We start from the raw sequence: 13,534 nt of genomic DNA on the forward strand, positions 1-13,534 counted from the left end.
TATATTCTTACTGATTTCTAATTTCTTTTATAATTGAAATCGCATTTTCTGTTGCCTCTTCAATAGCTTTGTAGTTGAATGTACCATCTGTATTTTTCACCATCAATTGCGAGCCCATACCCACACAGTGAACACCGGCATTAAACCATGCTCTTAAGTTCTCTTCATCTGGTTTTACACCTCCTGTTGGCATAATAGATGACCATGGAAATGGGCCTTTAACTGCTTTTACAAATTCTGGACCTCCTACCTGAGCTCCAGGGAATATTTTCACAACCTCAGCTCCCAGCTCTTCAGCATAGGAAATCTCAGTAAGTGAACCACAGCCCGGAGACCAGGCTACTTTTCGTCTATTACAGACCTTAGCCATTTCAGCATTTAAAATTGGAGAAACAACAAAATTAGTTCCCAATTGAATGTATAAAGATGTTGTTCCCGCATCAATAACAGATCCAACTCCCAACATCATATCAGGACATTCTTTTGCTGCCCATTTATTTAATTCATCGAAGATTTGATGTGCATAATCACCTCGATTTACAAACTCGAACAAACGAGCGCCACCATCGTAACAAGCTTTTACGACATCCTTGCAGATATCAATATCTTTATGGAAAAAAACGGGAATCATTCCTGTTTCTTTCATTTTCAAAGCAACTTCTATTCTGGAAAATCTTGCCATTAGTTTTTCAATTATGAATTACGAGTTATGAATTATAAATACCTAATACCTGTTATTAATTTAGGCCTGCTTTACAAATTCATAACTTATAATTCCTCATTCATAATTCATTTATCGCGCTACACGTCCTGAAGCATCACCATCCATTAATTTAGCAACGTCCTCTACAGTAACTTGATTGTAATCGCCATAAATGGTGTGCTTTAAGCAAGATGCTGCAACGGCAAAATTTAAGGCTTTTTGATCATCATCAGCATAGGTTAATAATCCGTAGATTAACCCACCCATAAATGAATCACCACCACCAACACGATCAACAATGTGCGTAATTTGGTAGGTATTATTTGACTTGAACAAAGTTTTACCATCATAAAGAACACCTGCCCATGAATTGTGGTTTGCATTGATAGAACCACGTAGCGTAGTAATTACTTTTTTGCACCGTGGGTATTCCTTCATGATTTTCTCAGAAACCGAAAGATAAGCCTCAGCAGTTACGTGTCCAGAAGTTACATCCAAACCATCAGGATGGATTCCTAAAACCATAGCAGCATCTTCTTCATTACCCAAAATGATATCTGTTCCTGCAACTAATTCTGGCATAACTTCTCCTGCTGTTTTACCATACTTCCAAAGATTCTTACGGAAATTCAAATCACAAGAAACAGTAATTCCTTTTTCGTTTGCTTTCTTAATTGCTTCTAAACAAACATCAGCAGCTCCTTGAGAAATAGCTGGCGTAATACCTGTCCAGTGAAACCATGTTGCACCTTCGAATACCTGATCCCAATCGATCATACCTGATTCGATTTCAGAAATTGCCGAATTAGCTCTATCGTAAACAACTTTACTACCACGAGTAACTGCTCCGGTTTCTAAAAAATAGATTCCCAAACGATCTCCACCGTAAACAATATTATCTGTTGATACACCATACTGCTTCAAATCCATTTCGCAAGCACGTGCAATATCATTTTTAGGCAAGCGAGTTACAAAATCAGGTTGCAAACCGTAATTAGCCAAGGATACAGCAACATTAGCTTCTCCACCACCATAGGTAGCTTTAAATTCAGAAACTTGACTAAAACGCTCATAACCGGGAGTTGATAAACGCAACATTATCTCACCAAAACATACTACTTTCTTATTCATCTTATATTTCTTTTATCAACTATTACAACATTGATTCAATTGCCTTATTCATACCTTTTTCGTGAATCGACTGAAGTGATTCTGTAACTGCTTCACACAATCCAGGAACTTCATTCAAGTCTCTTTTCCATACTTTATCGTATGCCAAAACATTCTTCACAAGAGAACCAAACTCTAATTCAGACTTCATAGCAGCCCATTCTGTTTTCATTAAGTCCATCACATCTTGAGAATCGTTAACTGGAATTTCTTCTAGGTTACGTTTTCCACGATAGAAGTACAACATAGCTGCTAATGCAAAACTTAAACGCTGAGGAATTTCATTATTTTGCTCTTGATAAGCCAATAAAGTAGGCAATACACGAGTTTCGAATTTCGAGAATGAATTCAATGAAATTGACAATAATAAATGGTGGATGTAAGGATTTCTAAAGCGATCTAAAACGTCAGCTGCAAAAGTTTCTAACTCTTGCTTATCCATATCTAAAGATGGAATGATTTCTTCTTCCAATGCTTTTTTAAGGAAACGACCACAAACCTCATCTTCAACAGCTTGCCTTACTGCATCAATTCCATATAAGTAGGCTACAGGAACTAGAATGGTATGCAAACCGTTCAAAATTCTCACTTTACGCTTTTTGTACGGAGTAATATCATCAGTAAAAATCACATTTAAACCCGCTGCTGGAGCTGGAAATTCTTTTTGTACTTGCTCTGGAGCTTGAATTACCCATAAGTGGAAAAATTCACCTTCAACAACCAAGTTATCTTCGTATCCTAGTTCTTCTTTAATTTCTGGCATTCTATCTTTTGGATAACCAGGAACAATACGGTCAACCAAAGTATTGCAGAAGTAGTTTGCTTCATTGATCCACTTCACAAAATCAGCTTCTAACTTCCAAAGCTCAGCATATTTTAATACGATTTCTTTCAATCGATCTGCATTGGCATCAATCAATTCACATGGAATAATAATTAAACCTTTAGCAGCTTCACCTTTAAAATGAGTAAAACGACGATAAAGTAAAGCAGTTAATTTTCCAGGATAAGAATTCTGAGGCTTGTCTTCCAATTTGTCATTTGCATCGAAAGCAATACCTGCCTCTGTTGTATTCGAAATCACAAAACGAAGACTGTCCTCTTCGGCCTGAGCCATGTACTCATCATTCTGAGTATAAGGATTAATACCTCCCTGAATAGCATCAATAAGAGTGTGTTCACTTTTTGCTTCACCATTTTGAATTCCACGAAGATAAAGTGTGTACAATCCATCTTGATCATTCAACATGTCAACCATACCACGATCGATAGGCTGAACTACTTTAATACCAGCTTCAAAATTTTGCTTTTTGTTCATGGTATCAATCATCCAATCAACAAAAGCTCTTAAAAAATTTCCTTCGCCAAACTGTAACACTTTAGTTGGAAGTGAAGCAATGGCAACGTCGTTATTAGTTCTATTTAATTTCATCATTACGATCTATTATTCTTACTATTCAATTTCTGATTTATTATAAAGAAACTCCACGTTTCCAAGGAATGAAGTCAAACTGACGAAGCTCTTCTGCTTTTACCAATTCTTCACCAGATGCGACTCTAATAATTTGCTCTAACAATTCAATTGCTTTTTCACGAATAGAATGTTCGCCTGTTACAATAGTACCGGCATTAAAATCGATGATATCACCCATTTTATCGGCAAGCATAGTATTACTAGAAACCTTAACAACGGGAACAGCTGGGTTACCGGTTGGCGTACCCAATCCTGTACTAAACAAAATTACATTTGCTCCTGATGATGCAAGACCAGTTGTTGATTCAACATCGTTACCTGGTGTGCAAAGTAGACTCAATCCTTTTTTGCTTACCAATTCGGTATAATCTAACACATCAACAACTGGAGAAGCACCGCCTTTTAAAGCTGCTCCTGCAGATTTCATTGCATCTGTAATCAAACCATCTTTAATATTTCCTGGAGAAGGATTCGCTTCGAAGCCAGAACCTGCTTCAACAGCACGCTTAGCGTAAGTTTTGATTAAATCTGAGAACTTTTCGGCATCTTCTGGATTTACACAACGGTCAACAATATTCTGCTCTACTCCATTCAATTCCGGGAATTCAGAAAGAATTGCACCTCCACCTAAAGTCACGATCATATCGCTCACATAACCCAATAATGGATTTGAAGAAATACCTGAAAAACCATCAGATCCGCCACATTCAAGGCCAATTAACAATTCACTAAGCGGTGTATCTTCTCTTTTGTATTCGTTTGCTTCCATTAAGCCAGCATAAGTCAACTTAATTGCTTCCGCGATAAAATCACGTTCCGAAGTACTTTGTTGTTGTTCCAAAATATGAACAGGCTTCTTTCCTAACACACCAAACTCTTCTAAAAAGCCCTTAATATATTTCACTTCTGCATTCTGGCAACCCAATCCGATAATTGTTGCCCCAGCAACATTCGAATTAGCGATATAACCCGCTAAAAGTTTGCTTAACACAATTGCATCTTCTCTTGTGCCACCGCATCCACCTTCGTGAGTTAGGAAGCGAATGCCATCAACATTTGGAAAAAATGGAGAAAATTGTTTTTCACTGTTCAAGTTCAAAACATCCATTTTTAGAATTTCTTCAGCACTAGCTCCTTTTGCAGATGCTTCTTTTAATACATCTAGGTTGATTTTGTGAGAAGTCTCATGCTTATAGCCTAATTGAGATTCCAATTCTTCCTGAAGTACTTTTATGTTACGATTCTGACAAAACACCAATGGAATTACTAACCAATGGTTTGCAGTTCCTACTTTGCCATCTTTGCGTTTGTATCCTTTAAAAGTTCTATTTTCAAACTCGCTTACATCAGGCGCAGTCCAAGTATATTCTGATGCTGTATTACTAAATCCACCTGTGTGATGCACAATATTATCAGTTGTAATTACCTCTCCTTTACCAATAAACTTGAGTGCTTTACCAACCGGAAGACCATACATTACAATTACATCACCTTCGTTAAAATCTAGTTCTGCAATTTTGTGCTTCACCTGAACACCATTTTTTACCAGGTATTCTTCATTCTGATAAGTTACGGTTTCACCTGCAGCAATATCTACCAAAGCAACCAGTAAATTATCTTTCTGACTAATTTTTATCAACTTCTCTTTCATAAGCATTGGCTTGTTCTATCGATTGAACTACACTTGAAAAAAAATGTAATTAAGCTTAAAACAAATTTTATAATTGGATATGTAATATTATTAACAATTCAATCGATTGAACAAATCAGTAAAAAAATATCAAACAAATAGATAATTAAGCGACAATTACTACCAAGTTTTTTTAGCCAAGATGAATTAATTCACCAAACTGTTCAAACGATTGAACACAAAGTAAGAAAAAAATTAGATCAATTAAAAATTTTTCGATGAATTTCGAATAATCAAGGTTGGGTTTAGAACGATATTTTTTGCTGTAAAATCTGAATTTGTGGACTTTATATGTTCAAGAACCAATTCTCCTGCTGTGTGCCCCATGATAATACTAGACTGGTCAACAGAACTAATTCCTGGATCTAAGTAAGAAGTAAAAGGTTCGTTACTAAAACCAAAAATCATAACCTCATCTGGAACAATAATATTCTGTTCTCGTGCAATTTGTAAAGCCCCTACAGCCGTATAATCACTCGAACAAAAAATTGCATCTGGTCTGTCCTTCATTGCTAACAATTGAAGCATTCCATTTCGTCCATCTTCCAAATGCAAATCGCTTTGAATAATTAGTTCTTTTTCAACTGGCAAAGAAGCATCACGTAAGGCTGATTTGTATCCCTTTAGTCTATTCTTATATAGTTCCATATGAGAATGTCCAGCCAAATGAGCAATTCGTTTACATCCCTGCTCTATCAAATGACTAACCGCATTATAGGCTCCCTTGTAATCATCAACCTCAACCGTACTTACCCCAAAATCTTTAATAATTCTATCGAAAAATACCAAAGGCACATTCTCCTCTTTTAATTTTTCGAAATGTTGATACTTTTTAGTTTTAAGCCCCAGAGCTGCAATTACCCCATCAACTCTAGTTGCCAATAAAGTATTAATAATATCCTTTTCTTTTTTTACGGAATCATCGGATTGTGTAAGGATTACACTATAGCCAGCTTTGTTTACTGTTTCTTCAATACCGCGAATTACAGAAGAGAAGAAAGAAATATTTGCTGCAGGAACAATAACACCAATCAATTTACTTTGCCCACTTCGCAAAGCAGCGGCAATTTGATTAGGCTTGTAATTTAACTCTTCAGCCATCTTATTCACCGCATCTTTCGTCTTTTGACTCATTCGAGGGTGATCACTTAAGGCTTTTGATACTGCAGAAGGAGTTATATTCAAAGCCTTTGCTATATCTTGTAGAGTTACTTTTTTTCTTTCCATATTCTAATGCTATTGCAAACACAAAAGTATAACATTATCTAATTTAATTATTATTTATAATGTGATAAATTAACATCATACTTAAAATCACTCTCCATAGCATTCAAACGATCTTCTTTATGTGTCTGATAATAAGCGTTCTTTTTAAAAAAAATCCAGTGAAGCCCCCCTCACTGGATTATCTATAATAATAGAATCACCATTTCAACAGTGTTTCATTTATTTTTTCAATGTAATTTTACAAAATTGTTGCACAATGTATTTACTTCTCTTCCCAAACTCTAAAGTAATTTACCTTGTATTCACCATCTAATCTATTATCATCTGGCAATGCACCAAACCATTTATTCGATTCGCAATTAAAGTTGACTTCCAGTGGTTGATGCCAATGTGTATTTTCTGCTTCCCTAAATAAAATACCATCAATATAAAAGCGAATGTATTCAGGTGTCCATTCTAATCCCCACGTATGAAAATTGGCCTGCAATTCTTCAGGAAAATAAAACTTCTTAGTTCTCGAAAAATGCTTCTTAATATCTCCTTTGTCTTTTGGTGTTTTAAAAACATGAATATTAGAATTCAAATCGTGACGATTGTATGACAAGCCAGGTGCATTTTCACAAATGTCTATCTCTGTCCACCAGTCTTTACCCACATTAGTCATCCAAAACCCGGAAACCCAAGGAGCATCCATCAATTTCACTTCTGCCTCGAAATATCCATACAGAAATTTATTTTTACTTTTAATAAAACCTGTAGAATGGGTAAAACCTTCTGGAAGTTTTTCATCTCCATGTTTGTTTACACGAAATACTACATTTCCATTTTCCAAACTCACATTCGATCCATGAAAATAAGTTGGTTGTCTGCCTTTCCAACCTGGATTATTAGGATACCAAAGTGTTTCATTTATTTGATTTGCATTGAATTCGTCTGAATATTTTTCCAATTTCTTCCAATCTTTAGAATTGGATTGATCGGAAAGTGGGTAGTCTGCATTCGTTCTTGCCGGTGCATGTTCTAAATTCACCGAATCGACATAGTTCTTTGGCGGAATCGTTAAATTCTGAGAAAAAACAGAACCTCCAATTGCGAATACCAATATTAATAATGTTACTAATTTTAATTTCATGAGCGTAATTTAAGGTTATTATTCCCCTCTCGAGGTGCAGTAATTTTATTTGATCAGCTTGAACTGTATTGCCTGACCTCCTCCTGCTGCTAAAACCAAATCCATTTTACTTTCAGAGGTCACCTGCATCTTCTTAATTTCTACAACTTCCGGATTTGTTTTCCAATCCGCGCCTTTGCCATCAGCATAAATTGTGGCTTCGTATTTTTTCCCTTTTGCAAGAAATGATAAATCAGTGCTCAACACTCTGGCATTCTCATCGGTAATACTTCCCAAATACCAGTTGTCGGTTCCTCTTTCCTGTCGAACTACAGTATAGTAATCACCAATTTTCGCATGCAATACCTTAGAGTTGCTCCAGTCGGTAGGAACATCCTTAATGAACTGAAATGCAGGAACTCCTTCGTAGTTTTCTGGTAAATCTGCTGCCATGGGCATTGGGCTGTACATCGTTAAATAGTAGGCTAATTGCTTGCAAATTGTACTTCGTACACGAAAAGTATCTTTACTCCACGGTTTCTCAGGAAGAAACATCTTAAAAATCCCTGGTGTATAATCTATCGGACCACCAAGAATTCTTGTAAACGGAAGTACTACACCATGTTCTGGCGAATTTCCTTTACTCCATGCATTGTATTCTTGTCCACGCACACCTTCACGAGCCATTAAATTTGGATAAGTACGTTGTTCTCCGGTAAATTTAATTGGTTCATGATTTACAATCATCAATTTATATTTAGCAGCTGTTTGTACCATTTTTTTGTAATGGCGAACCATATACTGCCCATGATGGTGTTGCTTGTATGTTTTGGTGTCGTAATCGTAATTTACATCACCCGTGTACCCCATTTTCACAGTTTTAATACCTAAATCACTACACATTTGATACAATTCATCCATTGCCGGTTCGTAATGATCGATATCAGAAATAGTCTCATGATACATCATCATGCGAACACCTTTTTCTTTACCATATCGACATACTTCCTTTATGTCAAAATCATCAGTTGAGGTTTTCCAGTCAAATATTCCATATCCAGTCCAAGAACCTTCCATATTATCCCAACCTTTATCCCAACCTTCAATTAAAACATCTGGAACTCCATGTTTAGCAGCAAAATCAATATGTTTTTTTGCATTTTCGGTAGTTGCACCATGCGGATGAGAAATTGGTTTGCCAAATTGTGTTTTTTCAGCCCAGGCAGTTTTCCCGATATGCAATTCCCACCAGATACCGATGTACTTATAGGTTTCAATCCAATCGGTATTCTCATAAGCCACTGGTGGATTCAAATTCATGATTAAATCTGATTCAACCAAACCTCCTGCATTTTCAGAAATCTGAATGGTTCTCCAAGGAGTTTGAAAAGGTGCCTTTGCTCTCACTAAATCACAATTCTTCCATGGTGTTAAATGAGCTTTTAATTGTACTCCATTGTGCGTATTTAACAAATTCATTCCTGCATAATCTGTTAAATCGGCTTCATGAATACTAATCACCAATTTATCATTCACCTCTATCGTAGTTGGAGTATTGGCCATATTGGCTCTCTCCTCTTTATCTGGACGTCTTTCGAAATTTAATGAATCACCAACAGCACTAATTGGAGAATTGTAATACACTTTCTCGTAGTTGTCGTAATCAGCAAAATTCCACCAAGCTTTGTAATCATCTGCAAAAGTAAACTCCGTTAACTCATCCACGATAATAAAATCAGCCAAGTTATTTTGTTTTGGAAAAACATATCGAAATGCAACACCATCGTCATAAGCTCTTGCCACAACATCAAGCAACAATCCAGTTTTCGATTGCTTCAAATGAATCGTTAATTCATTATAATGATCACGAACCTTCTCGCTCTGTCCCCATACTGTGGTCCATTCACTATCATTGGATCTCGTCTCCGAAGCTAAAATTTCAAACCCTTGCTTTAAAGATTTCGTTTTTAACTCGAAGCCTAATGCCGATTTAGTTATGAATTGCAAATCGCCATGATTCACTGTATAGAACAATTGGCCTGATTCATTCAAGTCAAACTCAAACTTATTTTGTTCGTTTGGTGATTCCAAAGAACTAGCATATTTTTTATTGGTAGCACAACTAACTACGAATATAAATAACAATAAATACAATAATTTCTTCATCCAGTACTAATTATCTTTTAAGTTTATTTTAACAACACCATTGGCAGCTCTCACTCCATATTCGGCAGCTTCATTCCCAATTAGTACTTCAACAGATTTAACCTGCTTTGGACTAACCGAGTTAATGTCATCAGTTACAATTCCATCCACTACAATTAAAGCCTGTTGCCCTGAACTTATAGAGCTAGGACCTCTTGAGGTAAGAAATACTTGTTTAGTTCCATTTACAGTTTCAACTTTTGCTGTAGTGTGAACAAACTGAATGATTTGGTAGATGTTTGCCATTCTATCGAAATTGTTATTTTCATACAACAAGTTTTCAATACAATAATCAAGATTTTCCTTAGTCATTATTTTATTCTTAATAACTTTGTAATAAGAACTTTCGTTATGAATATAAATTAAATTCACGGCATGTTCTTTCTCGCCCCTGTAGCGGAAGTTTTGACCAACAAAGCCAGCAACTTTAACTTTAATATTATCCTTTTTAGCTCTACATGATATGCTGTAATATCCTAATGAATCAGTTGTGGTAGTTTGCTTACTTTTTGAAGCGCTAATAGTTGCGTTAGCCACGGGATATCCTTTAAAAGTGATTACCTTACCTGTTAATATTGCCTCTTGTCCCTGAATATTTGTAAATGCCAAACAAACTAACAATCCTATTATACCAAGTTTTAGTTTCATGTTTTGATTTTTTGTTGATTAAAGCAACGATTAGTTCCTTATTTTGAGTTTCTTCTTTATATCAAACCTTACTATCTACTTCTGCTTTCGCTTCGGATTTTCTTAATTTTAGCATCAAGTTTGTTCACTATTTTTTTGTTGCCTTTTGCAATGTTATTTTTCTCTTGAGGATCTTTTTCTAAATCGAACAACTGTGCTTCATTCATTAAACCTGCTTCAATGTTTTTATCATTAGTAATCCAATCTGCAACACGTGTTGAAGGTTCAATATATTTCCATTTCCCTTGGCGGATTGATAAAGCATAAGCTTCCTCAATTACACTTTCCCGGCCATTTGAGTCTTCACCTAAAAAAGCAGAAATCGTATTGAAGCTATCTGGTGCTTCTGTTTCGTCCAATTCATAATTAAGTAAAGAGGCAATAGATGCATACAAATCAACATGAGATACCAGAGCGTTATTCGTTTGCCCTGCTTTAATTCGTTTAGGCCAATGAGTAATTGTTGGAACTCGTGTGCCGGCTTCATAACAAGAGTATTTTCCACCTCGGTAAATTCCTCCCGGTTTGTGATCTCCCAATAATTCCATTGCCTGATCATCATATCCATCAGTCAATACAGGCCCGTTATCTGAAGAGAAAACGATCAAAGTATTCTCTAATATTCCTTTTGATTCCAGGTAATCTACCAACTGTCCTGTAATGTAATCCATCTGAACAATTGCATCTCCTCTTGGTCCCATTTCTGTAGCTCCCTGAAACTGATGATCGGGCAAACGTGGTACGTGAATATCATGAAATGCAAAATACATGAAGAATGGTCCATCCTCATTTTCATCAATAAAATTTCTTGCCTTGTGTAACATTTGATAAGGAACAGTCTCATCTCTCCATCGTGCCGAGTTACCACCCGTCATGTAACCAATTCGGCTAACACCATTCACAATTGTTTTGCCATGCTGTTTATCGGCTCCGTAACGCAATAAATCAGGGTTTTCTATTCCAGTAGGATCTGTTCCTATTTTCCCATCATAGCTTACTCTAATCGGATCGCTCTGATCCAAACCTAAAACTGTATGATTTTCAACTAGTACGCAAGGCACTCGATCTCCTGTTGCCGGGATTAAAAAAGAATAATCGAAGCCTATCTCAAGTGGACCGGGTTTCACATCCTTATTCCAATCCAAACTACCATCTCCCAATCCTAAGTGCCATTTTCCAATTACCGCAGTTTTGTATCCTTTCTTTTGCAGCATTGCTGGCAAGGTTGGTGTTCCTGGTTTAATCAACAAAGGAGCATCTCCCTGCAACACAGCAGCATTTTGTCTAAATGCGTAACTTCCGGTTAGTAATGAGTATCGCGAAGGTGTACAAGTTGCCGATGAACAATGCGAATCGGTAAACAATACACCTCCTTTGGCCAATTTATCAACATTTGGCGTTTTCACTCTCGTTGCTCCGGTACATGAAAGGTCTCCATAACCCAAGTCATCAACATAAATGACAACAATATTGGGTTGATCACCTTCTGTCTTCTTTTCTGCATTACATCCTGCAACAGGAAATAAATTAGCAGCTAAAAGCAAGCATAAAAATATAATTTGGTATCGTTTCATTAGTTCTTCTTGTTTTGTGGTTTGATTATTAGAACAGCATCGGCATTGTTGTACCATGGTGATTCAAAATCTTGTTTTTTATTTATCACCATGTTTTGGCTGTATTCTCCTGTTAATGTATTCATCCATTGAAACTCTACTGATTCATATTCATGGAAGAGAAATTCCGCTCTAAATTGATAGGTTTCATTCGGCACATAAAACAGGTAAGTATCGTCACTTTTTAAGCAATATCCTGCCTGATTGCGCCAAGGTGTTGGTTTAAACTTGCTGAAATCGAATTTTGAAAACAAATTGGTCATGTGTTTGAAATACTCAAACTTTGGTTTGATAAAATCTTCCGTTTGTTCGTAAGGATTGTGAATTACCACATTCCAACTGGCAGCCTGCCAATAATAAGTTGAATATACACCAGCAAACACGCATTGGTAATTTCTTCTCAAGCAAACTTCCGGATCGATATAACTTCCTACAAATACTTCATATGGCGACGCTTCGTAGCCACCGTGTTCTATATTGAAAACCGGCTTCGTTTTGTAATTATTGTAATCATCAAGCATGTTGTGATACAAAGAAAAAGTCCAATCCTGACGAGAAATAAAATCAACAGATTCAGGATGACGCTTACAAAATCCATAATCATGAACTGTTACCAATCGATTAAACGCATTTCCTTCTCGTAACCTTTTAATTCGCTCCAAAATATAAGCATCATCGGCTCTACCGTAATACAATGCTTCTTTTGAAACATCCCACATTACATTTGGAAAGGCTCCGTATCGTTTCACCACATAATCGTAATACATGTTGTCGGCATCTGAATACATTTCAGGCCAAGCAACCAACTTATTCCACACATATATCATTAAATGAGAGACAATATCTTTCTCATTCATCAATTCGATGGTACGGTCTAACTTTTTAAAGAATTCAACATTTAAAGCTGAATAATCAGGTTTATCATTATTTCCTAGGAATGGAAAAATATCTTTAGGTCCACCATATTCATGTTCCGGATGCTTTGCTAACTTTTTATCTTTATTCCAACTTACATCATATGAAAAAACATTCATCACTACCTGATTGAAACCATTCTCATTTAATAAATCCAATAAGTGCTCTGTTTTTGGTAAACCATCTTCATTATGGTAATCCAAGGCGTAAAGCCAATCACACTCAAATGCAGTTAAGAAATAAGATTTCCCGCTCTCGTAAAAGAAATTTCTTGGTTTTTCTGGATTCAAAACGATTCCACCTTTTTGTCCCTCTCTTCCCTTCTCATCAATAAGCAACACTCCTTTTTTAGCATTTAATGCTTTTATCTCAGAACTTGTAGTATAAGACCATTTTCCAGCTTCAGCAGTTGAAAAACGAATTAGCCACTCATTTTCTCCATTATAAAATCCGGGAACAATTTGCTCCTTACCTTGCGGACTAATAAACTTGGCCGAAAAATCTACAACAAAAGGATTTTTAAGTTTACTCTTTGCTTTAAAGGAAATATCCACAACTTCCCATTTTTGAATCGCAATTAAACTCTTAGTGTATTTTTCTTTTTTAATCTCTGCCTTAGATATTGTAAAAACACTAATGCAAAATACGATCAATAACAATTTCCTTACTGACGACATAAAATTTTATTATATAGGTTTTTTTCCATGCTTGGAATAAGTATTTCCTTAACTCCTCTCCT

General features: G+C 36.0%; 10 protein-coding genes. All 10 read right to left on the minus strand.

Annotated elements, in window-relative coordinates; all coding sequences use genetic code 11:
- Positions 1 to 7: 7 nt before the first annotated feature.
- On the minus strand, positions 8 to 682 hold the full coding sequence (locus tag L3049_RS05735; protein ID WP_275108844.1) for a bifunctional 4-hydroxy-2-oxoglutarate aldolase/2-dehydro-3-deoxy-phosphogluconate aldolase: 675 nt from the start codon (positions 680 to 682) through the stop codon (positions 8 to 10).
- Between the two features lie 111 nt (positions 683 to 793).
- Positions 794 to 1,834 carry a sugar kinase gene (locus L3049_RS05740; protein WP_275108845.1) on the minus strand — a complete coding sequence of 347 codons (1,041 nt, stop codon included), beginning with the start codon at positions 1,832 to 1,834 and terminating at the stop codon, positions 794 to 796.
- A 22-nt stretch (positions 1,835 to 1,856) separates the two neighbouring features.
- A complete protein-coding gene (locus L3049_RS05745; RefSeq protein WP_275108846.1) occupies positions 1,857 to 3,305 on the minus strand; it encodes a tagaturonate reductase in 1,449 nt (482 codons plus the stop codon).
- A gap of 40 nt (positions 3,306 to 3,345) precedes the next feature.
- On the minus strand, positions 3,346 to 4,998 hold the full coding sequence (locus L3049_RS05750) for a UxaA family hydrolase (RefSeq protein ID WP_275108847.1): 1,653 nt from the start codon (positions 4,996 to 4,998) through the stop codon (positions 3,346 to 3,348).
- A gap of 243 nt (positions 4,999 to 5,241) precedes the next feature.
- Positions 5,242 to 6,264: a LacI family DNA-binding transcriptional regulator gene (locus L3049_RS05755; protein ID WP_275108848.1), complete on the minus strand. Its 1,023-nt coding sequence runs from the start codon at positions 6,262 to 6,264 to the stop codon at positions 5,242 to 5,244.
- 262 nt (positions 6,265 to 6,526) lie between these two features.
- The gene (locus tag L3049_RS05760; protein ID WP_275108849.1) at positions 6,527 to 7,396 is read right to left on the minus strand and encodes a family 16 glycosylhydrolase; all 870 of its coding nucleotides are present in this window, start codon (positions 7,394 to 7,396) and stop codon (positions 6,527 to 6,529) included.
- Between the two features lie 45 nt (positions 7,397 to 7,441).
- A complete protein-coding gene (locus tag L3049_RS05765) occupies positions 7,442 to 9,541 on the minus strand; it encodes a glycoside hydrolase family 97 protein (RefSeq protein WP_275108850.1) in 2,100 nt (699 codons plus the stop codon).
- A 6-nt stretch (positions 9,542 to 9,547) separates the two neighbouring features.
- Positions 9,548 to 10,228, minus strand: a complete 681-nt coding sequence (locus L3049_RS05770) for a carboxypeptidase-like regulatory domain-containing protein (RefSeq protein ID WP_275108851.1) — start codon at positions 10,226 to 10,228, stop codon at positions 9,548 to 9,550.
- Positions 10,229 to 10,299: 71 nt separating this feature from the next.
- The gene (locus tag L3049_RS05775) at positions 10,300 to 11,841 is read right to left on the minus strand and encodes a sulfatase family protein (protein ID WP_275108852.1); all 1,542 of its coding nucleotides are present in this window, start codon (positions 11,839 to 11,841) and stop codon (positions 10,300 to 10,302) included.
- Entirely contained in the window at positions 11,841 to 13,472 is a 1,632-nt protein-coding gene (locus L3049_RS05780) for a DUF5060 domain-containing protein (protein ID WP_275108853.1), read from the minus strand. The genes L3049_RS05775 and L3049_RS05780 overlap by 1 nt, the downstream gene beginning before the upstream one ends.
- Positions 13,473 to 13,534: the final 62 nt, after the last annotated feature.

The organism is Labilibaculum sp. DW002 (assembly GCF_029029525.1).
GTDB classification, from domain to species: domain Bacteria; phylum Bacteroidota; class Bacteroidia; order Bacteroidales; family Marinifilaceae; genus Paralabilibaculum; species Paralabilibaculum antarcticum.